Source organism: Duganella sp. CY15W, from assembly GCF_009857555.1.
Classification (GTDB): Bacteria; Pseudomonadota; Gammaproteobacteria; order Burkholderiales; family Burkholderiaceae_D; genus Rugamonas; species Rugamonas sacchari.
On the sequence record NZ_WWCQ01000008.1, the window covers coordinates 224,922 to 250,458 of the forward strand.

Annotated in this window: 21 protein-coding genes; 5 read left to right on the forward strand and 16 right to left on the reverse strand. The window is 61.0% G+C overall.

Going from position 1 to position 25,537, the window contains the following annotated elements; all coding sequences use genetic code 11:
- Window positions 1-16 precede the first annotated feature (16 nt).
- From GTP58_RS29105 to GTP58_RS29125, 5 genes are read right to left on the reverse strand one after another with little or no spacing between them, the layout of a single operon-like run.
- Entirely contained in the window at window positions 17-775 is a 759-nt protein-coding gene (locus GTP58_RS29105; RefSeq protein WP_229215790.1) for a MipA/OmpV family protein, read from the reverse strand.
- Window positions 776-780: 5 nt separating this feature from the next.
- The gene (locus GTP58_RS29110; protein WP_161080430.1) at window positions 781-1,170 is read right to left on the reverse strand and encodes a hypothetical protein; all 390 of its coding nucleotides are present in this window, start codon (window positions 1,168-1,170) and stop codon (window positions 781-783) included.
- Between the two features lie 13 nt (window positions 1,171-1,183).
- Window positions 1,184-2,686 carry an efflux transporter outer membrane subunit gene (locus GTP58_RS29115; protein ID WP_161080431.1) on the reverse strand — a complete coding sequence of 501 codons (1,503 nt, stop codon included), beginning with the start codon at window positions 2,684-2,686 and terminating at the stop codon, window positions 1,184-1,186.
- On the reverse strand, window positions 2,683-5,799 hold the full coding sequence (locus tag GTP58_RS29120; protein ID WP_161080432.1) for an efflux RND transporter permease subunit: 3,117 nt from the start codon (window positions 5,797-5,799) through the stop codon (window positions 2,683-2,685). Before GTP58_RS29120 ends, GTP58_RS29115 begins: the two co-directional genes overlap by 4 nt.
- Window positions 5,796-6,968 (reverse strand): efflux RND transporter periplasmic adaptor subunit, encoded by a 1,173-nt coding sequence (locus tag GTP58_RS29125; protein ID WP_161080433.1) that lies wholly within the window; start codon window positions 6,966-6,968, stop codon window positions 5,796-5,798. Before GTP58_RS29125 ends, GTP58_RS29120 begins: the two co-directional genes overlap by 4 nt.
- An 89-nt stretch (window positions 6,969-7,057) precedes the next feature.
- Between GTP58_RS29125 and GTP58_RS29130 the strand changes: the two genes are divergently transcribed.
- Window positions 7,058-7,735 carry a response regulator transcription factor gene (locus tag GTP58_RS29130; RefSeq protein WP_161080434.1) on the forward strand — a complete coding sequence of 226 codons (678 nt, stop codon included), beginning with the start codon at window positions 7,058-7,060 and terminating at the stop codon, window positions 7,733-7,735.
- Window positions 7,728-9,113: a sensor histidine kinase gene (locus tag GTP58_RS29135; protein ID WP_161080435.1), complete on the forward strand. Its 1,386-nt coding sequence runs from the start codon at window positions 7,728-7,730 to the stop codon at window positions 9,111-9,113. The genes GTP58_RS29130 and GTP58_RS29135 overlap by 8 nt, the downstream gene beginning before the upstream one ends.
- Window positions 9,114-9,169: 56 nt before the next feature.
- Here GTP58_RS29135 and GTP58_RS29140 read toward each other — a convergent pair whose 3' ends face one another.
- The 10 genes from GTP58_RS29140 to GTP58_RS29185 form a co-directional block, all read right to left on the reverse strand.
- A complete protein-coding gene (locus GTP58_RS29140; RefSeq protein WP_161080436.1) occupies window positions 9,170-11,584 on the reverse strand; it encodes a TonB-dependent receptor in 2,415 nt (804 codons plus the stop codon).
- A gap of 256 nt (window positions 11,585-11,840) precedes the next feature.
- The gene (locus tag GTP58_RS29145; RefSeq protein WP_161080437.1) at window positions 11,841-12,926 is read right to left on the reverse strand and encodes an ABC transporter ATP-binding protein; all 1,086 of its coding nucleotides are present in this window, start codon (window positions 12,924-12,926) and stop codon (window positions 11,841-11,843) included.
- A 2-nt stretch (window positions 12,927-12,928) separates the two neighbouring features.
- Window positions 12,929-13,894 (reverse strand): carbohydrate ABC transporter permease, encoded by a 966-nt coding sequence (locus tag GTP58_RS29150; RefSeq protein ID WP_373924794.1) that lies wholly within the window; start codon window positions 13,892-13,894, stop codon window positions 12,929-12,931.
- A complete protein-coding gene (locus tag GTP58_RS29155) occupies window positions 13,891-14,775 on the reverse strand; it encodes a carbohydrate ABC transporter permease (protein ID WP_161080438.1) in 885 nt (294 codons plus the stop codon). The genes GTP58_RS29150 and GTP58_RS29155 overlap by 4 nt, the downstream gene beginning before the upstream one ends.
- A 3-nt stretch (window positions 14,776-14,778) precedes the next feature.
- On the reverse strand, window positions 14,779-16,020 hold the full coding sequence (locus GTP58_RS29160) for an ABC transporter substrate-binding protein (RefSeq protein WP_161080439.1): 1,242 nt from the start codon (window positions 16,018-16,020) through the stop codon (window positions 14,779-14,781).
- 49 nt (window positions 16,021-16,069) lie between these two features.
- Window positions 16,070-17,428 carry a GH1 family beta-glucosidase gene (locus tag GTP58_RS29165; RefSeq protein ID WP_161080440.1) on the reverse strand — a complete coding sequence of 453 codons (1,359 nt, stop codon included), beginning with the start codon at window positions 17,426-17,428 and terminating at the stop codon, window positions 16,070-16,072.
- A 176-nt stretch (window positions 17,429-17,604) separates the two neighbouring features.
- Window positions 17,605-18,156, reverse strand: a complete 552-nt coding sequence (gene phaR / locus GTP58_RS29170) for a polyhydroxyalkanoate synthesis repressor PhaR (RefSeq protein WP_072787375.1) — start codon at window positions 18,154-18,156, stop codon at window positions 17,605-17,607.
- A 203-nt stretch (window positions 18,157-18,359) separates the two neighbouring features.
- A complete protein-coding gene (gene phaC, locus GTP58_RS29175; RefSeq protein WP_161080441.1) occupies window positions 18,360-20,006 on the reverse strand; it encodes a class I poly(R)-hydroxyalkanoic acid synthase in 1,647 nt (548 codons plus the stop codon).
- A 222-nt stretch (window positions 20,007-20,228) separates the two neighbouring features.
- Entirely contained in the window at window positions 20,229-21,017 is a 789-nt protein-coding gene (gene pgeF, locus GTP58_RS29180; protein ID WP_161080442.1) for a peptidoglycan editing factor PgeF, read from the reverse strand.
- Window positions 21,017-22,033: an RluA family pseudouridine synthase gene (locus GTP58_RS29185; RefSeq protein ID WP_202413903.1), complete on the reverse strand. Its 1,017-nt coding sequence runs from the start codon at window positions 22,031-22,033 to the stop codon at window positions 21,017-21,019. The genes pgeF and GTP58_RS29185 overlap by 1 nt, the downstream gene beginning before the upstream one ends.
- 87 nt (window positions 22,034-22,120) lie before the next feature.
- On the opposite strand from GTP58_RS29185, the gene GTP58_RS29190 reads away from it, so the two are divergent.
- A complete protein-coding gene (locus GTP58_RS29190) occupies window positions 22,121-22,936 on the forward strand; it encodes an outer membrane protein assembly factor BamD (RefSeq protein ID WP_161080443.1) in 816 nt (271 codons plus the stop codon).
- Window positions 22,937-23,031: 95 nt separating this feature from the next.
- Here GTP58_RS29190 and yaaA read toward each other — a convergent pair whose 3' ends face one another.
- Complete coding sequence (gene yaaA / locus GTP58_RS29195; protein ID WP_161080444.1) at window positions 23,032-23,802, reverse strand: peroxide stress protein YaaA; 771 nt, start codon at window positions 23,800-23,802, stop codon at window positions 23,032-23,034.
- A gap of 37 nt (window positions 23,803-23,839) precedes the next feature.
- Here yaaA and GTP58_RS29200 point away from each other — a divergent pair, with 37 nt between their 5' ends.
- Both GTP58_RS29200 and GTP58_RS29205 read left to right on the forward strand, forming a co-directional pair.
- Window positions 23,840-24,289 carry a putative toxin-antitoxin system toxin component, PIN family gene (locus tag GTP58_RS29200; protein ID WP_161080445.1) on the forward strand — a complete coding sequence of 150 codons (450 nt, stop codon included), beginning with the start codon at window positions 23,840-23,842 and terminating at the stop codon, window positions 24,287-24,289.
- A 58-nt stretch (window positions 24,290-24,347) separates the two neighbouring features.
- Window positions 24,348-25,526, forward strand: coding sequence for a pyridoxal phosphate-dependent aminotransferase (locus tag GTP58_RS29205; protein ID WP_161080446.1), 1,179 nt, complete (start codon window positions 24,348-24,350; stop codon window positions 25,524-25,526).
- Window positions 25,527-25,537 lie beyond the last annotated feature (11 nt).

Below are 25,537 nucleotides of genomic sequence, written 5' to 3' on the forward strand. Positions count from 1 at the left end.
TCCCGTTTTGGTTTTTTCAGTTGAAACGGTAGCTTAGTGATACTAAGCTGGTGTCCAGCGTGGTGCGCTGCACCCGAGGACTATTTTGTATTGTTTTTCCAAGCCAGGTCCTGCGGACGTTTATATTCGCATACCAGGGACCACTTAGGTGCATTTCGACGAAAACTGCTGCAAAAGTATTGTTGGATGCACCCGCCCGGTACAACGAATTAGCACTATCATCACCATTGTAATAACGGACATATGCCGCAGACCGGTGTTCGATACCGACCTGAGGATACAGTGTGAGCGCGCCCAGCGGAAGCTCAGCAGCATACATCAAGTCGATCAGATTGCCTTTGGACTTGCCGAGGTCGTGGTAAAAATTGGCCATCAACGCCCCCACTGGCGTCACCTGCAAAGTCCCTACGCCGAGTGGCAACGAGTCTGCACGATGCGCCGTGCCGGCAGCGGCGTTGCGCGGGGTGTAGCCGTCCGATAGCACGCGCGTGAGCAGCTCCACACTGCCGGCCCCCACGGGCGCCAGTTTCACGCCAAAAGTATCGATGCGGGCAAACACCGGGCCATAGTCGAAATTCAGATAAGGGATGGGCTTGACGCCATTCGATTGCGCGCTTGCCGCCGTCGGCGCGGCGTTGACGCCAGCGCCGATATCGCCAATCAGGCGCAGGTCTGGCGCGGTGTCGCCCTGCTGCGCATGCAGCGGTGGCGCCAGCAGCATCCATAGGCTAAGGCGCACCGCGATGCGGCGCAGATGGGGAAGCAGTGTCGTCATATTCTTCAGTCGTTGGCTTGCGCAGTGGCCGCCAGTATACGACTGATATGGGCCAGCTGTCCGGCCGCGCAATCCGCCGGCCACAGTTCCACCGGCTGGCCATCATTCAGCGGCAAGCCAGGCGGCAGCTCGGCGACCACGTCGTGCGTATGATGGCCCTGGCGATAGCGCAGTTTGGCGTAGCGGTGCTTCACATACTCCGTTTCCGGCAGACTGGCCAGGCATGGCGGCAGCGCGCTGCCGCTGGCGTCCGGCGCGTAGCGCGCTACCACCCAGCCATGTTTGGCGCCATGGTCCCAGTCGACCGTGGAGGCTTGCTGCGACTTGCTTGCGCAACCCGGCAGGAGCGCCACGCCAATGACAGCGGGCAGAATACTGATTAGTAGCTTGCGCATGATATCTTCCTCTCTAACGTTCATTCCTGTTCCACCAGCCGCCGCCGAGCGCCTGGAACAAGGCGGCGGTGTCGCCCAACTGGCTGGCCTGTGCCTGCGCCAGCGTGATGCCGGCCTGGCGGACATTCTGTTCGGCGGCGATCAGCGCCAGGCGGTCCTGATAGCCTTTGGCGTGCTGGCGTTCGGTCAGCTCCAGTGCTGCCCTGGCCACCGCACTGGCATCCGCGGCCGAGCGCAGCGCTTCCGCGTCGGTATCGATCGCATGCAGCACATCGGCGACATTCTGGAATGCGCCGGCCACCGTCGAACGATAAGTGGCGACAGCGCCGCGCAGCGATTCATTGGCCGCAGCTTCGCGGTGCTTGAGCGTGCCGCCGTCGAACAGGCTTTGCGTCACACTGGCGGTCAGCTCGAAGAATTTGCCGCTGTTCCAGAACATCTGGCCGAACTGGCTGGCTGTGCCGCCCGCCGAGCCGGAGATCGAGAACTGCGGCAGGCGCGCCGCGCGTGCAATACCCACTTCCGCACTGGCGGAACGCAGCAGCTCCTCGGCGGCGCGCACGTCCGGGCGTTGCTCGACCAGGTGGGACGGCAAGGTAAGCGGCAGATCCTGCGGCAGCTGGAAGGTGCTCAGGTCAAAGCCCGGCACCGCACCGTCAGCACGGATGCCGGCCAGCACACGCAGCAAATCGCGATTCTGCTCAAACTGCTTTTGCAGCGGTGGCAACAGCTGCCGCGATTGCGCCAGCGCGCCTTGCTGCGCGGTGAAGTCCAGCCGCGAGATATAGCCGGCGCCAAGCTGGCGTTGCGCCAGTGTCAGCGCGTTCTGATTGGCGGTGATGGTTTCCTGCACCAGCGCGATCTGCCGCCGTAACAAGGCGTCCTGAAACGCCGCCGCCACGACATTCGAGGCCAGCGTGATGTACGCCGCCTCCAGCTGGAAGCGCTGTACCCGCTGCTGCGCCTGGGCCGATTCCAGCTGGCGGCGATTGGCGCCAAACACGTCCGGCGTATAGCCAACGGTAAGCTGCGCGGTATGGAAGTTGTAAATCACTGGCGCGTTGAAAGGCGCCGTGCCGCCTTCGCTGGCCGGCGTATTCTGCGTGGTGCTGATGACGGAACCGTTACCCTGCACGCCCGGCGAATTGCCACCCTGATTACCGGCCAGCTTGGTACGCGACGGCGTATAGCCAGCCTGCACCGTCGGATAGAAGTAACCCTGCTGGGCATAGACGTTTTCCTGCGCCGCACGCAAGGACGCCTGGGCAGCCTCGATACCGGGATTGGCCGCCCAGGCCTGTTCGATCAGCGTGTTGAGCGCGGGCGACTGGAACAAGGTCCACCAGTTATTCTGGATATCCTTTTGCAGCGCATAGTGCTGCGCAGCCGCCGTCTGCGCATACGACTGCGGCAGGTCCAGCGCTGGGCGCTGGTAATCCGGCCCGACAGCACAACCGGCCAGCAGGGAAACCAGGGCAATAGGCCCGAAAGACAGCGTCGATAAATATCGGTTCATGATTTGGACGGCGCAGCATCAACTGGCTCAGAGAAGTTACCGAACAGGCGCAGTGCAACCGGCAGCACCAGCAAGGTGAAAATGGTCCCGCTGACGATACCGCCCACGATCACGCAGGCAAACGGCCGTTGCGTCTCGCTGCCGATGCCATGCGACAGCGCAGCCGGCAGCAGGCCCATACCCGCCATCAGGGCAGTCATCAGGATAGGACGCAGACGGATCGCGGCGCCCTGCACGATGGCCAGACCGACAGTCGCACCTTCACGCACGCGCTGGATGACTTCCTCCACCATGATGACGCCGTTCTGCACCGAGATCCCGGCCACCGCGATAAAGCCCACCGCCGCCGACACCGACAGATGCAGCCCCGCCAGCGCCAGTCCCGCCAGACCGCCGATCATGGTGAACGGCACCATGCCCAGCACCAGCGCCGCCAGGCGCACCGAGCGGAAAGCCCAGAACAACAGGGAGAACATCAGCAATATCGTCAGCGGAATAATCACTGCCAGCCGCTTGGCCGCGCGCTGCGAATTTTCAAACTGCCCCCCCCAGCTGATGTCATAACCAGGCGGCAGCTTCACCTTCTCACTGACCGCGCGCTGTGCTTCATCGATAAAGCTGCCTTGGTCGCGGCCCAGCAGATTCATTTTGACGATCACGCTGCGCGAACCGGTTTCACGCAGGATGCGCGACACGCCCTGGCGCAGCTCGATGTCCGCCACCTCGAGCAGCGCCACCGTGCCCGGGCCATTGCCCACCTGCGTGCCCGGCACGGCCAGCCGCAGTTCGCCGATCGCATCGATGCTCTGGCGATTGTGTTCATTCATCTTCAGCACCACATCAAAACGCTTGTCCTGGTCGAAGTAGCTGGTCACAGCGGCGCCCGACAATGCCTCATTGACCAGGGTGTTGACGTCGCCGATGGTGATGCCATAGCGCGCCAGACGGCCACGGTCAGGCGTGACCACCACTTCGCTCTGGCCGCCGATATGCGTCGCTTCGACGTCGGTCGCACCGGGAATCGCCTGGATCACATCCACCAGCTGCTGCGCCTTGCTTTCCAGGACATCGAGGTTGTTACCGCTGATTTTGGCGACGATCTCGCCACGGAAGCCGGACAGCGACTCCTCCACGTTATCCTGGATCACCTGCGAGAAATTGGTCGTCACGCCGGGAATCGCGGCCAGGCTGTTGGACATGCTGGCCACCAGCGCCTCCTTGTCGGCAAAGCGCCACTGCGCGCGGGGCTTGAGATCAACCAGCGTCTCCAGATTGTTGGGACCTTTAGGATCGGAGCCGTCATCCGGGCGGCCGGCCTGGCTGATGATGTGCGCCACTTCCGGATAAGCCATCAGTTTGGCGCGCATCAGCCGCTCCACCTGCTTGGTGGTGTCCAGCGATGCTGACGTCGGCAAGGTAATGGTCAGCCAGATATTGCCCTCGTCCAGCTTGGGCATGAATTCACTGCCCAGGCGCGGCGCCAGCGCAAACGCGACCATCAGCGGCAGCATGGATAGCCACAGCACCGGTTTGGAGCGGCCCAGCGCCCAGTCCAGCAAGCGGTGATAACGCTGCTGCAGCCATGTCAGCCAGCGGCTGTGCTTTTCCACCAGCGGCCGGCGCTGCGTGGTCCACGACAGCAGGGTTGGCAGCAAGGTAAAGGTCAGCAGCACCGCGCCAGCCAGGGCAAAGGACAGCGTCAGCGCCACCGGCGTAAAGATCTTCCCTTCGACACGCTGAAAGGTAAAGATGGGCACAAAGGCCAGAATGATGATCGCTTTGGAGAACAGCACCGGATGCGCCATGTCGCTCATGGTCCGGTGTAGCACATGCATGCGCGCTTCGATAGGATTCGCTTCCTGCACCGGCATCACGGCCATACGCACCATGAGCGCTTCAACAATCACCACCGCGCTATCGATGATGATGCCGAAGTCCACCGCCCCCAGTGAAATCAGGTTGGCCGATACGCCGCGCGCATGCATCAGGATGAAGGCGAATAGCAGCGCCAGTGGAATCACGGTTGCAACGATCAACGCCGCCCGCCAGCTCGATAAAAACACCACCAGAATGGCGATCACCAGCAGCGCGCCCGTCACCAGGTTTTCCACCACCGTCTTCACCGTGTGGTGAACCAGATCGGTACGGTCGTAAATCGGCACGATCTTCACGCCCTCCGGCAGCCGTTTCTGCAGCTGCGCGATGCGCTCCTTGAGCTCCGCATTGATCTTGGACGGATTGCCGCCCTTGGTCATCGAGACGATGCCTTCAACAATGCTGTCGCGTGCATCCGCCGCAACGATGCCGAAGCGTGGCCGTTCGCCTTCCCGCACGGCCGCCACATCGCCCACCGTGATGGCGCGGCCCTGGCGCGCCGCCACGACGACCTGGCGGATATCGGCCAGATCCTTGAACAGGCCCGCGGAACGCACCACCAGCGAAGCGTCGCCAAGTTTAAGCAGGCCACCGCCAGCGCTGCCCGTACCATTGTTGATGGCCTGGCTAAGCTGGTCCAGCGTGATCTGGTATTTACGCAGAAGGAAAGGGTCGGCTTCGATCTGGTATTCCTTGATCGTGCCGCCAAAGCTGACCACATCGGCCACGCCCGGCGTCATGCGCAGCGCGGGACGGATGGTCCAGTCCTGCAAGGTGCGGATGTCCGCTTCCGGCATGCCGCGCGGGCCTTCCACCGCATAGCGGTACACCTCGCCGACCGCGGTCGACAGCGGCGCAAGCTGCGGCTGTACGCCGGCCGGCAGCGTGACAGTGGACAGCTTTTCCGTCACCTGCTGGCGCGCAAAATAATTGTCCGTGTCGTCATCGAAGGTCAGCGTGACGATGGAAAGACCGGTCATGGTCACCGAGCGCACGTTAATCAGGTGCGGAATGCCGGCCACCTCACGCTCAATCGGCAAGGTCACCGTGCGTTCCATGTCTTCCGGCGCCTGCCCGGCAAGCTGGGAGATCACGCGCACCTGCACATCCTGCACGTCGGGAAAAGCCTCAATCGGCAAGTTGGACAAGGCATAAATGCCAAATCCGGTCAGCGCACAAACCAGCACCATGACAAACACGCGCTGGCGCAGCGCGAACACAATCAAGCGGTCTATCATGGCGCACTACCTGCACGGGCGCCCATCTCCGCATCCAGCAGCAAGGCGCCGCTGGTGACGATGTTTTCTCCACCTTTCACGCCCTCGCCCAGATAGCTGGCATCGCCGCCATGGGTCAGCATCTTGACCTGGCGGCGCTGGAAATGGCCCTTCCCGGTCTGCACGAATATATAGTTGTACAAGCCGCGGTTGACCAGCGCGCTGTTTGGCACGCGCACCGCGCTGCCCTGTTCCTGCAGCAGCGTGCTACGCACGAACATCTCCGGCAGTAATTTACCGGCCGGGTTGTCGACGCGGGCGCGCACCACAACGCGGCGCGTGTTGGGGTCAACCGTCTGCCCCAGCTGGGTAATTTCGGCCTTGAAATGCTCTCCAGGGTAGGCATCGCTTTCCACATCGACGCCGGAGCCGAGCGTGATCCTGGCCAGCATGGATTCCGGCACGTCGATCAGCAGCCACAGTCGCTTGGGATTGGTCACCACGAACATCGGCGCGGCCATGCCAGGGCCGACGTCCAGCGACGGCGTCACCGTCCGTTCGGCCACCACGCCGTCCATCGGACTGGCCAGCGCAAGGTGCTGCCCCTGTCCGCGCACTCCGTGCGGGTTGATATTTTTGACGCGCTGCGCGGCACGTACCGTTTCAGCGCGCGCCTGGGCATAATCGGCCTGTGCGGCTTCCCAATCCTTGCTGGCGATCGCCTCGCCCGGTACCAGATCCCTGGCGCGTTCGAAGACCTGGCGCTTGCGTTCTTCATCCGCCTGCGCCTTGCTCAAATCCGCAAGCGCTGCGCCGAAATCGGCGGAATCGATTTCAGCCAGTACCTGACCGTTACGTACCTTATCGCCCGGCGCGGCCTTGATCGCCACCACCCGGCCAGCCACGCTGGCGCCCAGACGGGCGGTGACATCTTCGTCATATACTACGCGCGCACTGAGGGTGTCGCCAGCCGGCACGGCGACTGCGGGCATCACTTGCGCGCGTATCATTTCCAGCTGCGCTGCGCCGTTGGGGTATTGGAGTTCGTCGGGATTCGACGGTGCGGCCATCCCTGCGGGCGGCTGCGTCGCTGCCTGCGCTGGATGGTGTGGGGACAGCTCATATCCGATGACCACCGCTGCCGCCAGCGCCAGGGCGGCAATGGCAATCGACCTACTCTTCATATCCATGCAATTTTCCGTGTCAGTTACAATGGTGCGGCGCCTGGCCAGTATTCTTGCGCGTGATAGTACCGAGCCAACCTTGCCTGAACCTTGCCATGCCACTTTTACTTGTTGAAGACGACCGGGAACTTGCCCATGGGCTGAGCAGTTCCCTGGCGCAGTCCGACTACGCCACCGACGTGGTCTTCGACGGCCAGGCCGCGATCGACGCCTGCAAAAGCACCAGCTACGACCTGGTGATACTGGACCTGGGCCTGCCCGACATGGATGGTCTTGAGGTGCTGCGCCGTCTGCGCAAGGCGGGCATGACCACACCGGTGCTGATCCTGACAGCCCGCTTCGATCTGGACGACCGTGTGTCGGGACTGGATGCGGGCGGTGACGACTACCTCGCCAAACCTTTCGCCTTGCCGGAACTGGAAGCGCGCATCCGCGCCCTGCTGCGGCGCGGTGCACCGCAGGAATCGCGTATCCAGTTCTGCGACATCGTGTTCGAACCCGCCACCCGGCAAGCCAGCATCCACGGCCGCGAACTGGCGCTGACTGCCGCCGAGGCCTCGGTGCTCAAGCTGCTGCTGCGCCGTCCCGGCCGGGTGGTGAGCAAGACCCAGTTTGTCGACGACATCTACGACCATGCCGATGAAAAGAATCCGGCCATGATTGAAGTCTTCATCAGCCGCCTGCGCCGCAAACTGTCGGAAGCGAACTCGCAGACGCTGATCCGTGCCCTGCGCGGCCTTGGCTATCGCTTGGAAGAAGCAGCGCATGACTAAGCCTGCGCAATCCAGTCTGCGGCGGCAGTTGCTGGTCCATCTGGCAGTTCCGCTGCTGGCGGTGCTGGGTTTGGGCGCAGCTGGAGGCATGCTGATTGCCCGCTATGTCGGCTATCAGGTGCATGACCAATGGCTGCTGGATTCGGCAATGACGCTGGCGGCGCAAATCAAGGCAAACGACAGGCAGGTGCAACTGGTGCTGCCGCCAACGGCAATCCAGATGTTCGAGTGGGACCGGGTGGACCGCATCTACTGGCAAGCATCGTCGGAGCGGCAAGGTCACCTGCTCAGCAACGCATTCCTGCCAGCGCCGCCGCTGCCCATGCGCCCATCCAGACCACAGTTTTACGACGCCGTGATCGACGATCAGCCGGTGCGCGTGGTCGCGATAGACCGCCCGGCGCCGGCCGGCATCAACGACACCGTACGCATCCTGGTTGCAGAGACCATGCACAAGCGCGAGAGCGTAGCCACCAAGATTTTCTCGCAATGGGCGCCGCTGCAGATCGCAGTACTGGTGCTGGCAGCCGCCTTTATCTGGCTGGCAGTCACACGCAACCTGAGAAAAGTGGACAGCGTCGCAGCGCGTCTGGGCGCATACGAAACCGACAACCTGACGCCGGTAGCCGATACCGAGAGCATGCCCGCTGAAATCGCGCCGCTCATCAGCGCCATCAACCGCCTGATTACAAAACTCAGCGAAGAACAGGACTCGCAAAAGCGCTTCATCTCCAACGCCGCGCACCAGCTACGTACGCCACTGGCGACGCTGCAAGTCCAGACCCAGCGCGTCCTGCGCGAACGCGACCCACTCAAGCACGACCAGGCGCTGGGCGACGTGCACCGGGCGGTCACGCGGTTGCACCACGTGACACAACAGTTGCTGACGCTGATGCGCTCGGAACAGCAAACCGAAAAGCACCTCAAGCTAGCCCCGGTCGACCTGGCCGGCATCGCCCGCGAAGAAGTCGAACGCTGGGCCGACGCCGCGCTGGAAAAAGAAATCGATCTGGGTTACGAGGGCCCGGAGGACGGCGTGATGATTACCGGTGAAAGCAACCTGCTGCGCGAGTTGATCGGCAATCTGATCGACAACGCCATCCGCTATCAGTCGAGCGGCGGCACCGTTACGTTGATCCTGAACGCCAACCCAGTCACACTGGTGGTGGAAGATGATGGCCCCGGCATCCCCGAGCAGGAACGCGGCCTGGTGCTGGAACGCTTTTATCGCGGCAGCACCAGCGAACTGGCTGGCGGATGCGGGCTGGGGCTGCCGATCGCGTATGAAATCGCGGCCCGCCACGGCGCGCAACTGAGCATCGCCTCCGGAGCTGAAAACCGCGGCACGCGCGTACAGGTCACCTTTCAGCAGACATAAAAAAGGGCTGGCGAGGGGAACACGCCAGCCCAAAGAACTACTTCTACCCCCTACTACTAAAACTTCATCGAAACGCGCGCGCCAATGGTGCGTGGGTTGTTGTAGTACGCGGCCCAGATCTGCTGCGTAGGCTGGCACGGTGCGCCGACCTGCGTGCAGACTTCAATCGCGTCATACTTCACTTCCTTGTCAGTCGCGTTGTTCACGAACAGTTCGGCGGTGTAAGCCTTGCCGAACGGTTCGTACCTCACGCTCAGGTCCAGCGTGCTGTAGGCAGCCTGCATCTTCACGCCAGGATGGCCCGGCACGTCGTTGCTGAAAGCGCCCGAGCCGACGAAGGACTCGCTCTCATGGTGCAGCGACACGCGCGGCGTGACACGGCCCTTGCCGAGAGTGAAGTCATGTTCATACATCAGCGTCGCCGCAAAGGTCGGCGCGTGTTTCAGCACGCTGCCGCCAACGTTGACGGTAGGCGCAGTGGTGCCGCAGGACTGGCCATTGGCACGCGCGGCATCCACGTCGCACGACAGGAAATCGTCATAGCGCGCCTTGAGCCAGGTAGCGTTGCCGCTGAAACGGTCCACATTGGTCGGACGCCATGCCCATTCCGCTTCCACACCCTTGACCGAAGCACCGGCCGCGTTGAAGTTCTGCAGCGTGTTGTTGACCACCTGCGACTCCAGCTTGTCCTTATACTTCATCCAGAACCCATCGATATTCAGCGACAGCTTGTGGTCCAGCAGATCCGACTTGAAGCCGATTTCATAGCTGGTCAGCTTTTCCGGCTTGGTGGTGGCGCCGCCATCGCCGATCGCCGGCGAGTGGAAGCCGGTGGTCACCGAGGCAAAGGTCAGGATATCTTTCGACAGCTTGTACTCCACGCGGCCCAGCCAGGTGGCCTGGCCATACGCCAGATCCGCCGTGTTGTCGCCGTAGGTATTGCCACAGGTGGACTGGTTCACCACACCGCCTGGGCCGATATTGTGGGTGTTGATGGTGCCCACGCCTGGCGTCACCAGCTGCGCGATCTGGCTTGGCGTCAGCGTCGCGCCGCGCGGTGCGTTGTCAGGCCAGTTCGGGCAGGCCCAGTTCTGGCCGCCGATATCGTATTTGTGATCCTTGGTGTAACGTGCGCCTGCGGTCAGCTTCCACACCGGATCCAGCTCATAGCTCGCTTGTGCAAATGCGGCTTTCGAATGCAGCTGACGGTCGCCCTGGATGAAAGACATCGCCGAGGCATACTGGCCCACGGTCGGCTGCACGAAGATCACACTGCCGTTGGCGATATCCTGCGCCAGCATGGCTTCCGAAATCTGGCTGCGGTCGATATCAAAGCGGATCTTGTTCTTCTCGCGGAAGAAGAACAGGCCGCCCACCCATTGCAGCGGCGCTTCCGAATCCGAGCGCAGTTGCAGCTCGTTGGAGACGCTGTCGAACTGGCCCCACTCCGTGCGGTTCTCCGCCTTGAAGCCCGGGTAGAAACCTGCATCTGCATCGCTGGCGTTACTGCGTTTCAGACGGCTCCACGACCCCAGATACTGCGCCTCGATCCCCTCCACCGGACGCCATTGCACCTTGGTCTTGGCGGTGATGATGGACTGGTCGAGCGTGCCCGGGGTATCGATCAGGGCCGAGCGTAGATCCTGGCCAGGCTTGGGCTCCGCCGACAGATAGATATTGCCGGCGCCCGTGTCGCTGTAGTAGTCAACGATGAAGGTCGCCTTCAGGTCCGGCGTGAACTTCCACAGCAGCGAAGCGCGCGCGCCCTGCTGATTGCCGGCGCCATACTTCTGCGCGCCCGGCATCACGTTCGAACCCTTGCGGAAATCGACGTAGCCGTCGTGCTGGTCCTTGATGGCAGCGATGCGCAGCGCGATATCGTCGCTGAGCGGAATATTAATCATGCCCTGCGTTTGCACGTGGTGATAGTCGCCGAGCACGATGCTGGCCGAGCCAAACACCTTGCTGGTGCTGGGCGCACCGGACACCAGGTTGACCGCGCCGGCAGTCGAGTTACGGCCATTCAGCGTACCTTGCGGGCCGCGCGCCACCTCGACGTGGTTGAGGTCATACATCAGCGCCGTCGCACCTTGTGGACGCGGCACATAGATGCCGTCCACATAAAACGCCACGGCCGGGTCGCCCAGCTCCGTGTGATTGGCCGAGCCGACGCCGCGCATGTACACATGGACGCCGCCCGAATCGCTGTGCGGCTCAACCACCAGGCTAGGCACCATGGCAGTCATCGTGGCCAGGTCCTTGACCTGATTATTGGCCAGCGTGTCCTGGGTATAGGCGGTAATGGCCAGCGGCGTGTCCTGGACCAGCGTATCGCGGCGGGTGGCCGTGACGATGATCTTCTCCATATTATCGCTGGCGGCAGGCGCATCCGGCGACGCTTGCTGGGCATAAGCTGCGCCGGCCGCAAGTGCCATCTGCGCAATGCTGAGAGCCAAAATCGTTTTTTTCATTTGTCTATCCTCGCTTCTTCCATCAGTTAAGGTGGCGTGCCTGCCGGCTCTTTGGACGACTATGCACGGTGGAACCGGTTCCACCACAAGACGCACGAAGGCGTCGGGCCATGCCGTGGCGGCCCGGGGTCTAACTAACTACAAAAACTTGGGGCAGAACTCCGGGGTCAGGTCCGTCATTTCTACACGACCTCATCCGTAAACGCGTGTTACGGATGAGGTCGTGTAGAAATGACGGACCTGACCCCAAATTTTTTTAGAGCCGCTGTTCGCTGGCTCCGTCAAACAGGGAAATACGGCTGGTGCGGACTGAGAAGGTGATGCTGCTCTCGGTTTCGATCTGCTGCTGGTCTTGCACGATGCCAGCCACCTGGGTACCGTGGAAATCCAGCCACACTACGCGGTGCGCGCCCATGGCCTCGATCAGCGAGACCGATGCGCGCATCGTCTGACCGACGCCGTCGCTGTGACCGACGTCGATGTCTTCGGGACGCACACCCAGCACGCACGCGTGCGTGCCGGCCAGTGGCGCCTTGAATGGATAGCCGGTCACGTCGACCGACATGTGCTGGTTGCTGAAGATGGCGCGGCCGCCCTGCTGCTCGACCTCGCCCTTGAACAGGTTCATGCCCGGCGAGCCGAGGAAGGTGGCGACGAACAGGTTGGCCGGCGTGTTGTAGATGATGTCCGGCGTGTCGAACTGCTGCACCACGCCGCCTTTCATCACGGCCATGCGCTGCGCCAGCGTCATTGCCTCGACCTGGTCGTGGGTCACGTAGATCATGGTGGCACCGAGCTGTTTGTGCAGCTGTTTCAGTTCGCGGCGCAGTTCTGTGCGCAGCTTGGCGTCGAGGTTGGACAGTGGCTCGTCAAACAGCATGACGTCGGCTTCGCGCACGATGGCGCGGCCGATGGCGACGCGTTGGCGCTGGCCACCGGACAGGTTGGCCGGCTTGCGCTTGAGCAGCGGCCCCAGTTGCAGCATGTCGGAGGCGCGCGAGACGCGGCGCGCAATCTCCGCTTTCGGCGTGCCGTTGATGCGCAAGCCGAAGGACATATTCGATTCCACGTTCATGGTCGGATACAGCGCATAGGACTGGAACACCAGCGCGATGCCGCGGTCTTTGGGATCGGCCCAGGTCATGTCTTTGCCGCCAATTTCGATCTGGCCGGCGCTGGTGTCGATCAGGCCTGCGATACTGTGCAGCAGTGTCGATTTGCCGCAGCCCGATGGGCCGAGCAGCACCACGAACTCCCCTGCTTTCACGTCCAGGTTCAAGGACTCGATGACCTTGTTGCCACCGAGTTGGATCTGCAAATTACGAATAGCTACGTTAGACATGTTTAACCCTTCACAGCGCCAGAAGCGATGCCGCGCACGAACCAGCGGCCAGAAATAAAGTAGAGCGCCAGCGGCACGACCGAGGTCAGGATGGTCGCCGCCATATTCACGTTGTACAGGCGTTCGCCGGTGGTGGTGTTGATGATGTTATTTAGCTGCACCGTCATCGGCAGATGCTCGGAACCCGCAAACACAAGCCCCAGCAGGAAGTCGTTCCAGATGCCGGTGACCTGCATGATGACGGCAACCACGATCACCGGCGTCGACATCGGTACCATCAGCTGCAGGAAGATGCGCCAGAAACCACCGCCATCGATACGCGCGGCCTTGAACAGTTCCAGCGGCAGCGCGGCATAGTAGTTACGGAACAGCAGCGTCATCACCGGCATGCCGAAGATGGTGTGGATGATGATGATGCCCGGCAGAGAGCTGAACAGGTTCACCGACGCCAGCACGCGCACCAGCGGGTAGATCATCACCTGCACCGGTATGAAGGCGCCCATCATCAGGATCGCAAACAGGAAGCCGGCGCCGCGCGGACGCCAGAACGACAGCGCATAGCCATTCACCGCGCCGATCGCTATCGACAAAATGGTGCTGGGGACGACGATGGCGACCGAGTTCCAGAAGCCGCCACGGATGCCATTGCACTCCAGGCCCGTACACGCCGATGACCAGGCTTGGGTCCATGGCTCCAGCGTGAAGTGCTGCGGCAGCGCGAACAGCGTGCCAAGACGGATCTCTTCCATCGGTTTCACCGACGTCACCAGCATCACGTACAGCGGCAGCAGGAAGAACAGCGCGGCGATCATCAGGAAGGCATAGACGCCGATGCGCGCCGGTGTCCACGCCAGGCTGCGGCGTGGACGCGGTGTCGGGATGCTGGCGTCGTTGGCGGCATTGGGATGCACCGCTTCAGCGGCGGCAACGCCGGTGGTTTTATCGAGTTTCACAACTTGTCCCATCATGCCCCCATCGCAGCGCGGCGGTTACGCACAAAATACAGCGGCGCGACGATGGCCAGTACTGTCAGCAGCAGTACGATCGAAGCAGCGGAAGCCAGGCCGATATTGGCGCGGCCGAACAGATAATCCATGATGAACTTGGCCGGCACTTCGCTGGCCGTGCCAGGACCGCCCTGCGTCATAGCGACGACAGCGTCGAATACCTTCACCACCATCACGAACAGCAGCACGAAGGCGGTCGATACCGAAGCCCCCAGCATCGGCAGCACGATGCTGCAGTAGACGCGCCAGCGCGGGATGCCGTCGATACGGGCGGCCTTCCAGATTTCTTCATCCACGCCGCGCAGGCCGGACAGCATCAGCGCCATCACCAGGCCGGACGCCTGCCATACAGTAGCAATCACGATGGTGTAGATGGCCATGTCCTGGTCGACTATCCAGTCGAATTGCGCATTGGCCCAGCCCATTTTATGCAGCACTTCCTGGATGCCCAGTTCGGGATTCAGTATCCACTGCCAGATCAGGCCCGTGGCCACGAACGACATCGCATACGGATACAGGAACACGGTACGCAATGCGCCTTCCGCCATCACTTTCTGGTCGATGAACACCGCCAGCAGGAAGCCGATCAGCAGGCACAGGACGATGAACAGCACGCCGTAGACCGCGACGTTTTGCAGCGACAGCAGCCAGCGCTCGTTGTTGAACAGGCGGACATACTGCGAGGCGCCGACAAAGTCGCTGGCAGGGAAAGTCCGCGAGCTACTGACTGATACGCGGGCTGTCCACAGCATGGTGCCGAGGTAGGCCAGCAGCACGGTCAACGCCATCGGCAAGATGGCGACGTAGGCCGCGAATGAAACGTTGATACGTTTCTTGGTCATGACTTATTCGCCTTTAATGGCGCGGGCAAACGCTTTTTGCGCGTCTTCCGGCGACTGGTTCTTGTTCCAGTAGCTGGTCAGCACGTCCTGCAGTGCGCCGGTGGTATCCGGTGAAGCCAGCATCTCGGTATTGGGCAGTTGGCGTGACTTGTCGCGCATGATGGCCAGGCCCTGGCGCGCGCAAATATCCAGCTGCGATTCATCGACGTCGCCGCGAATCGGGATCGCGCCCTTACGCGCTGCGAACGCTACCTGGGCCGTTGGAGACGTTACCACATTGGCCAAAAGTTTTTGCGCCTTGATGGCATTGGCGTCATTCGTTTTCGGGAACACGAAGGCATCACCGGCCACGATGTACGGCGCTTTCGGACCGAAGCCCGGGTAGCAGCCGAAGTCCTTGCCCGCGACTTGTTTGGCGGCGGCGAATTCGCCCTTGGCCCAGTCGCCCATGATCTGCACGCCGGCTTTGCCCTGTACGACCATTGCGGTCGCGTCGTTCCAGTTGCGGCCTGGCGAGCCAGCATCCACAAAGCCTTTGAGCTTTTTGAATTCAACCAGCACCTGTTTGAAGGCGGGGGACATGACGGATTTCTGGTCGCGGTCGCGGTACACCTTGAGGTACAGGTCCGCACCACCGACCATGGCGAAGATGGCGTCGAAGGTGATCTTCTCCTGCCACACCTGGCCACCGAAGGCCAGCGGCACCACGCCTGCGGCTTTCAGCTTGCCCAGCTGCGCCAGGAATTCTTCCCAGGTCTGCGGCTCGTTGGTGATGCCGGCTTTTTTATATGCAGCTTTGGAGTAGAAGAACCATGCAGGCATGTGGATGTCCACCGGCGCCGCATAGAAGTGGCCATTGATCTTGATCGCTTGCAGGATCGACGGCGGCATGATCTGGTCCCACTTGCCCGCGATCGCGACGTCATCGACGTTATTCAGCAGGCCCTGCTCCACGAAGTCGCGGAACTGCTTGGAGGTGTTGAACTGCGCTGCGGTCGGCGCATTGCCGCCGACGATGCGGTTGATGGTGGTGGCGCGCGACTGGTCGGCGCCGGCGATAGCCTGGTCGACCCACTGGCCGCCCGCCTTGTTATAGGCTTCGGCGAACTGCCTGACTGCGGCCGACTCGCCACCCGAGGTCCACCAATGAATGACGGTTGCTTTCAACGGCGCTTGTGCGTGAGCTGCACCACTTGCTACCAGGGCGAGCGCAATGGCGCTGCCCAGCTTTGAGGCTTTGTACATACTGTCTGTCTCCGTGAGGGCGTCGAGCGCCCCATTCTATTCGTACAGCTTAATTTTTGGACGCTCTCTCCGCCAAAAATTGTGTAACCAGTTTCGCGCTGCGTTTCAGCGTGCGCTTTTGCGTGGCGTAGTCGACATGGATAATACCGAAACGGCGCTCATATCCAAAGGCCCATTCGAAATTGTCCATCAGCGACCAGATAAAGTAGCCACGTACATCCACACCGGCTTTCACCGCCTGGTTCACTGCCTCCAGATGGCGGTTCAGGAAGGAGATGCGCTGGTGGTCATCGACCTCGCCGTCAATGACACTATCGTCAGTGGCCATGCCGTTTTCGGTAATGTAAATCGGCGGCAGATTAGCATACTCCTGGTGGAAGCCGACCAGCAGATGGCGCAGGCCATCCGGGTACACTTCCCATCCCATTTGCGTGCGCTCCACGCCGTCCAGATCGACTTCGGTGTAGCCGTGCTTACCGTCGCTCACCACATTGGTGCGGAAGTAGTAGTTAATCCCCAGGAAGTCGAGCGGCGCGCCGATGATGTCCATATCGCCATTGAGGATGGTCGGCTCAGCGCCTGGCCACAACTCCCACAAAGCGGAGGGATAGGATTTTTTGAGCAGCGGATCGAGGATCCAGTTATTGTGCTGCAGCTCGAACAGCCACGCAGCGCGCTGGCCGGCCGGGCTGGCGTCCGTGCTGGTGCCACGGCCCACATTGGCGACGATGCCCACTTGCGCTGCCGGATCGTTGGCGCGCAGATGCTGCACGGCCAGGCCGTGGCCCAGCAGCAGATGGTGCATGGCCTGCGTCGCAAACACCACGTCCTGCTTGCCCGGCGCGTGGTGGCCGGTGCCGTAGCCGTGCATGGCCGAGCACCATGGCTCGTTCAGCGTGGCCCACGCATCGACCAGGCCTTTGAGTTCCTTGCTGATGATGTCGGCGTATTCAGCAAACTTGTAGGCGGTGTCGCGGTTGACCCAGCCGCCCTTGTCTTCCAGGTGCTGCGGCAGGTCCCAGTGGTACAGGGTGACGAACGTTTTGAGGCCCTTGGCGCGCAGCGCCTTCAGCAGGTTGCGGTAGAACGCGATGCCTTTCTGGTTCGGCTGGCCGTCAGCGGTCACGACACGCGGCCAGGAGATCGACAGGCGGTAGGCGCCGACGTTCAGGGATGCCAGCAGTTCGACGTCTTCCTGCCAGCGGTGATAATGATCGCAGGCGAATTCGCCAGTATCGCCGGCCAGCGTTTTGCCGGGCGTGGCGGAAAAAGTATCCCAGATCGACGGGATACGGCCATCTTCATGGATCGCGCCTTCAATCTGATACGCCGCGGTGGCCGCGCCTACCAGGAAATCCTTGCGCCACAGGACCGAGCCGGCCGGCGGCGAAAACGTCTCTTCAACCACAAAAGCTCCTTCGCTTGAACATGAAGTGGAAGCGCTTCCACAAGATGATTAGATACTAACAGCGAAGAATTTCGGGTGTCAACGAATTATTGGTGGATTTTGTAGCCTAGTTACAAAAACGGCACAGCCACCTGAGGAGACTGTGCCGTCTATACGCACTGCAACACGTAGCGAAATTACTTTTTATCGGTAGGCGGGACTGGTGCGAACGGGAAGGTACCGAACAGGTTTTTGCTCTGGCTCTGCATCTGTTCCTGCATCTGCACGAACAGGCTCTTGCTCTGGTCGATGTAATTGTTCATCATGCCCTGCATCATCGGGCCCTGCACATTCATGAACTGGGTCCACATTTCCGGGCTGAACGGCTGGCCGCCCACGGCGGTGCTGGTGAACTTACGCTGGATATCGGTAAAGGCCTGGACGTTCTTCTCCAGGTAGGAACCCATCATGCCCTGCATGGCGTGGCCATAGAAGCGGATGATCTGGGCCAGTACGTCGCTGGAGAACATCGGCGCGCCGCTGGCCTCTTCTTCCAGAATGATCTGCAGCAGGATGCTGCGGCTCAGGTCTTCATTGGTCTTGGCATCGACGACGGTGAATTCTTCGTTATCCAGGACCAGCTGTTTCACGTCGGTCAACGTGATGTAGGAGCTGGTCTGCGTGTCATACAGACGACGGTTAGGATATTTTTTAATCAGGCGGTCAGCATTTTTTTTCGCACTACTCATCACAAGTCCGTTTATTGCGCCGCAGCGCGTACTCTAAAAAGTCGGAAAGAAAGCGGACGGGTAGTCCTCTTTCCACGTGCCTACTACACCTATTATAGAGGGGAAAAAGCGAGTCCTGCACAATCTGATATAACTTTTGGCATTTATTGCAACGCAACCAAATTTACAGTTGAACAATTTTTTGCTTTTTCCCCACATGAAAATTAATCAGCTTTCACCTTCACGTAGCGGCCCGGCGCGGCCTCGATTGGCTTGTATCTGGTATTCCCCGGCTTGGCTTTGGGCTTGACCTTTTTGCCGCCATGGTCGTTCAGGAAGCCGGCCCATTCCGGCCACCAGCTGCCCGGCTTTTCCGCCGCGCCATCGAACCAGGCATCGGCCGTTTTCGCCGTGCCATCGTTGATCCAATAGCTACGCTTGTTCTTGACGGGCGAATTGATGACGCCGGCAATATGGCCTGACGCACCCAGCACAAAGCGGGTTTTGCCGGTCAGGATGCTGAGCGAACCGAATGCCGACGGCCATGGCACGATATGGTCTTCACGCGAACCGTAGATGAAGGCCGGTGCATCGATTTTGCTCAAGTCCACCGTCTCTCCCGCCACCACCAGTTTGCCGGTCTTGAGCTTGTTTTCAAGGTAAGTGTTACGCAGATACCAGCAGAACATCGGCCCCGGCAGATTGGTGCTGTCCGAGTTCCAGTACAGCAGGTCAAACGCGGCTGGATCGTTGCCTTTGAGGTAGTTGGACTGCACATAGTTCCACACCAGGTCGTTCGGACGCAGGCTGGAGAACGTTGTCGCCAGGTCGCGGCCCGGCATCAGGCCACCCGCCTTGAGCTGCTGCTCGCGGATCGCCACTTGCGCTTCATCGACAAACACATCCAGCACGCCGGTGTCGCTGAAGTCGAGGAAGGTGGTCAGCAGGGTCAGACTGTTGGCCGCCTGCTCGCCACGCGCTGCCAGCACCGCCAGTGCGGTCGAGACGATGGTGCCGCCGACGCAGAAGCCGAACATATTCAGCTTGTCTTCGCCGGTGATCTCCTGCGTCACGCGGATGGCCTGGATCACGCCTTTGTCGACGTAATCGTCCCAGGTGGTGTTGGCCAGCGATTTGTCCGGATTCGACCACGAGACCAGGAACACGGTATTGCCCTGCTCTACCGCATAACGCACCAGCGAGTTTTCCGGCTGCAGGTCCAGAATGTAGAACTTGTTGATGCAAGGCGGCACCATCAGCAGCGGCGTCTGGTTGACGCTTTCGGTCTGCGGCTTATACTGGATCAGCTGGAACAGCGGATTTTCATACACCACCGTGCCCTCGGTCGTGGCCAGGTTGCGGCCCACTTCAAACGCCGATTCGTCCGACAGCGAGATATGGCCCTTGTTCATGTCGGCCAGCATATTGGCCAGGCCCTTGCTCAGGCTCTCGCCCTTGGTCTCGATCATCTTCTGCTGCGCTTCCGGATTGGTGGCCAGGAAGTTGGCAGGCGACATCGCATCAATGATCTGCTGCACGGCAAAGCGGATTTTCTGCTTTTGCTGCGCATTGGCTTCCACCGTCTCCACCATCGCATTGAGGAATTTGGCATTCAGCAGATACGCAGCTGCATTAAACGCCGACATCGGATTGCCCTGCCAGGCAGCCGAACTGAAGCGGCGGTCGCTGATGGCTGGCGTCTTGCCGCTAATAAAATCCTGCCACAACACCCCGAAGTCCTTGAGATAGTCATTTTTCAGCTGCTCCATCGCCTCTGGCTTGATGTGCGCGCCGGTATCCTGCATCATGGCGGCCAGCGGATTGGATTCCATCCAGGCACTGGCAAAAGCTTGAGGATCTGGCATATTCATCTGTGGTTCCCTAAAAGTGAGTTAAACACAATGCTGATTGTTGCTGTTGCTTGGATCTATGTAGTCGGACTGATGGCCTTGACGGAGACATCCGTCGTTGCGGGAATTGTAACGTTTTTGTTCTATTGCGTGCTGCCCTTGGGCACTTTGATGTACATCGCGGGAACAGGCAAGCGCAAAGCCCGGCGGCGGGCTGCTGAGCAAGCCGCACGGGATACTGGTTCATTTAAGCCAGATTAGCGTGGCCTGACGGCCGGTGACGCCATCGCGGCGGTAGGAATAGAAACGGCCGGAGTTGGATACGGTGCAGAACTCGCCGCCATGCACACTGGCGACGCCGGCGCGGTGCAGCAGATAGCGCGCCAGACCGTAGATATCGCACAGATACTTGCCCGGCTTGCCGTCGATAGTACTGAAGGCCGCCTTCACATGGCGCACGCCAGAATCGTCCACCGCGCCATTCAAAAAGGCTTGCATCACATCCGGGCCGACCTCGAACTGATAGGCGCCGATGGCCGGCCCCATCCAGGCAGTCAGCTCGCCCGCGCCCGCTGCGCGCATGGCCTCCACCGTGCGCTCCAGCACGCCCGATGCCAGGCCGCGCCAGCCGGCGTGGGCCGCAGCCACCGTCTTGCCCTCTTTGTCAGCAAACAGGACCGGCAGGCAGTCAGCCGTCATGATGACGCACACCCTGCCAGGCACCGTAGACAGGCTGGCATCCGCATCCGGTACTTCCTGCGGCCGCACGTCGGCCACATTGGCCACTACCGTACCATGCACCTGCGACAGCCAGACCGGCTCAGCCGGCAGCATGTCCCCCACGATGGCGCGGTTGCGCGCCACGTTGTGGGGCTGGTCGCCCACGTGGGTGCCCAGATTCAGGCCGCCGCCGCCCATGCCATCGTCATACGGCGCCGGGCTGACGCCGCCGCGCCGGGTAGTCGACAGCACCCCCACATTGTCAGGCAAGCCCGGCCAGTGCGGGATTAACCACTGCTGCTGTGTAGACATCAAATTTGTTCCGGTTCCTCAATGCCGGCGCGGGCCAGCAGTGCGGCAAAATCGTCTGCCAGCGGCACCATCCACTCGCACTGCTCGCCGGTGGCCGGATGCACCAGCCCCAGGCGGCGCGCTTGCAGCGCCTGGCGCGGGAAATAGTCGGCCAGGTGCGGCTTGCCATACACCGTGTCGCCGACCAGCGGGAAGCCAATCGACATCATGTGCACGCGGATCTGGTGGGTACGGCCCGTCTCCAGGCGGCACTGCACCAGACTCACGGGACGGCCCTCGCCCAGCTTGCCGCTGGAAATCAGCGAATAATGCGTAATGGCTGGCTTGGAGCCCATGGCGGTCGAAACCGCCATCTTGACGCGCTCGCGCGGGTGGCGTCCCATGGCCGCATCAATAGTACCGCTAATCCGCGGCGTGCCCCACACCAAAGCAAAGTACTCGCGCTTGACGGTACGGGCCGCCAGCTGGCGCACCAGGTCGGTCTGCGCGGCCAGCGTCTTGCCGACCACCATCAGGCCGCTGGTGTCCTTGTCCAGGCGGTGGACGATGCCGGCGCGCGGCACGCCAGCCAGCTGCGGACAATGGTGCAGCAGGCCGTTCAGCAGCGTGCCGGACCAGTTGCCGGCGCCCGGGTGAACCACCAGGCCGGCCGGTTTATTAATCACAATCAGATGGTCATCTTCAAAAACTATGTTAAGTTCCATCGATTCCGGCTTAAAAGCCTCGTCTTCCGGCTCCGGTTGGGGCAGAATGATGACCTTCTCGTCGCCGTAGACGGTATCCTTGGTGCTTTTGGCCGGCTTGCCGTCCACCGTCACAAAGCCGTCGGTAATCCAGGTTTGCAGACGGCCACGGGAAAATTGCGGGACCAGGCCGGAAATGACTTTATCCAGGCGCTGGCCGCAGAATTCGGCGGTCAGCTGCAGTTCGATCGGAGCCAGGCCGTCATCGTCGTCGCCAAAATCGCCATCATTGGCGATCAGGTCGGCATCGGTTTCGGAGGAAGATTCGGCCAAATTCGGCTTTGCGTTTAATATCACGGTAATCCTATCGGCTATAATTAGCCTCGTAAAACTTTGGTTAAACAGTTTCTTGCAAAAGATATGCAAAAAAAATTATCGGTAGTCGCAGCAACAGTAGTTCTGCTTGGTTTGTCCGGTTGTGGCCTTTTCTCTGAAAAAGCCGACGAAACAAAAGGTTGGAGCGCTACGAAATTATACTCGGAGGCGAGCGAAGAACTGGATGGCCAGCACTACGAGCGCGCAATTCAGTTGTTTGAGAAGCTGGAATCGAGCTATCCTTTCGGCACCTATGCCCAGCAGGCGCAGATGAATATCGCCTATGCCTACTACAAATCACAGGACCAGGCCCAGGCGCTGGCAGCGGTGGAGCGCTTCATCAAGCTGCACCCGAATCACGCCAACGTCGATTATATGTACTATCTGCGCGGCCTGATCAACTTCAACGACCAGGTCAGCTTCCTGAACTTCGTCTACGAGCAGGACGCCACCGAGCGCGACCCGAAAGCCACGCGTGAAGCCTACGCAGCCTTCAAGGAACTCGTTACCAAGTTCCCGAACAGCAAGTATACCCCGGACTCGCTGGACCGTATGCGTTATCTGATCAACGCCATGGCCTCCTACGAAATCCACGTGGCGCGCTACTACTACCGCCGGGGCGCCTATCTGGCAGCAGCCAACCGCGCCATGGGCATCATGAGCGACTTCCGCGATTCGCCGTCGATCGAAGAAGCGCTGTTCATCATGATCCGCAGCTACGACAAGTTGGGCATGACCGAACTGCGCAACGACACCGAGCGCGTCTTCAGGCTCAACTACCCGAACTCCAAGTTCCTGGACGAAGGCAAAAGAGCCGAACGTCACTGGTGGAAGTTCTGGAGCTCCAACGCTTCGATGTAAAAATCCGGGGTCAGTTCTTGCAATCCAACACGGGCTCTGCCGTAGCATCACTACGGCAGAGCCCGTGTTGGATTGCAAGAACTGACCCCGTTTTTTTAGGCCGCCAGCTTGCGGCGGAAGATCCAGGTCTTGTCGTCGGAGGCGTCCGGGACGAAAGCATAGCCGTCGATATCGAACTTTTTGAGTTTCTTCGGATCGGTGATGCCTTTGACCGCCGCATAGCGCGCCATCAGGCCGCGCGCACGCTTGGCGTAGAACGAGATGATTTTGTACTTGCCGTTCTTGAAGTCCTCGAACAGCGGTGTAATCACCGGCAGTTGCAGCGTCTTCGGCTTGACCGATTTGAAATACTCTTCCGACGCCAGGTTGACCAGCGTTTCGGCGCCCTGCTCTTGCGCCGTCTGGTTGAGCGCGTTGGCAATGGTGTCGCCCCAGAAGTCATACAGGCTCTTGCCACGCAGGGTGTTCAGGCGCGTGCCCATTTCCAGGCGGTGCGGGTGAATCACATCCAGCGGACGCAGCATGCCGTACAGGCCGGACAGAATGCGGATGCGCGACTGCGCATAATCCAGCTGGGACGGCTTGAGCGTGCGCGCATCGAGGCCATCGTAGACGTCGCCATTGAAGGTCATGACTGCCTGGCGGGCTTCGCTGGTGTCCCTGGTCCACGACGCATAGCGCGCCACGTTCAGCGAGGACAGGTTGTCGGACAAGTCCATGAGCTCACCGAGCTCGGCCGGCGAAAATTCGCGCAGGCGATGGATCAGTTGTTCGGAGTGATCGAGAAACGACGGTTCGGTGCGCAGCTTGGTGGTGGGCGGGGTCTCCAGATCGAGACTTTTTGCCGGGGAAAGCACTATCAGCATAAGATTCCAAAATACATTTTTACAAGAACTACCCAACATGATACCTGTTCCAACGAATTCCATCCGACAACGCATCGTCATCGACACCAATGTTTGCCTGGACCTGTTCGTCTTCAAGGACCCGCGCTGGTCGGCGCTGCTATCGGCGATGGAAAACGGCGCGATCGACGTAATCACGCGCTCGGATTGCCGCGACGAATACAACGTCGTGCTGCACTACAAGCACCTGCCGCTGGACGATGACACGCGCCCGCTGGCCGCGGCCCGCTTTGATGCCTTGATCAAGGTGGTGGCGCCGCCCGTCTCCGGCGTGCGCCTGCCCGCGTGCAGCGACAAGGACGACCAGAAATTCCTGGAACTGGCGCGCGACGCCCAGGCCCATGTGCTCATCACCAAAGACAAGGCGCTGCTGAAGCTGGCCCGCCGCCTCGCGCGCGAGGGCATGTTCAAAGTGATGTTGCCTGAGAAGTGGAGCTTGGACGTATAGCCACACCAAACCGTGCGGGCTGCGCTAGAATAGGTCATCCATCCACTATCAAGTCGCCATGAACAGCCGCACCAATTTGCCGATGACGCCGTCCCTGACCACCCGCTTGCCGGCGGTCGGAACCACCGTATTCACCCGCATGTCCATGCTGGCCGCGCAGGCGGGCGCCGTCAACCTGGGCCAGGGCTTCCCTGACTTTGGTTGCGAACGCAGCCTGATCACCGCCGTCAACGATGCCATGCAGGCGGACTTCAACCAGTACCCGATGATGAGCGGCGCGCCCGTGCTGCGCCAGGCCATCGTCGCCAAGATCGCCGCCATCTACGGCTGCGAGTACAACGTTGACAGCGAGATCACGGTCACCTCGGGCGCCACGCAGGCGCTCACCACCGCCATCCTGTGCTGCGTCCATCCGGGCGATGAAGTCATCGTGATCGAACCGGTGTACGACAGCTATGTGCCGGCGATTACGCTGGCCGGCGGCGTGCCGGTAACGGTTGAGATGGAAGTGGGCGCCGATGGCTACAGCGTGCCGTGGTCCAAGGTGGCGGCAGCGGTCAACAGCAAGACGCGCCTCATCATCATCAACACCCCGCACAACCCGACCAGCACCGTGCTGCGCGCCGCCGACATGCAGGCGCTCAGCGACATCGTGCGCGGCACCGATGTGCTGATCCTGTCGGACGAGGTGTATGAACACATGGTCTACGACGGCCACCGGCACGAGTCGGTCAGCCGCTACCCGGACCTGGCGGCGCGCGCGTTTGTCGTCTCCAGCTTTGGCAAGACCTATCACGTGACCGGCTGGAAGATCGGCTATGTCGCTGCGCCGGCGCCGCTGATGGCGGAGTTCCGCAAGGTCCACCAGTACAACGTCTTCAGCGTCAACACGCCTATGCAGCACGGCATTGCCAGCTACATGGCCGATCCCAGGCCCTACCTGGAACTGCCGGCGTTCTACCAGCGCAAGCGCGACCTGTTCCGCGAAGGCTTGAAGAACACGCGCTTCGAACTGCTGCCGGCCGACGGCACCTACTTCCAGTGCGTCCGCTACGATCAGATTTCCACCCGCACCGAAGCCGAATTTGCCGAATGGCTGACCACCGAAATCAAGGTGGCCGCGATTCCCGTTTCGGCGTTTTACCAGCAAGGCAAGGAGTCGGGCATTGTCCGCTTCTGCTTCGCCAAAAAAGATGAGACCCTGGCCCTCGCACTGGAGCGGCTGGGTAAAGTTTAAGATCGGGATCG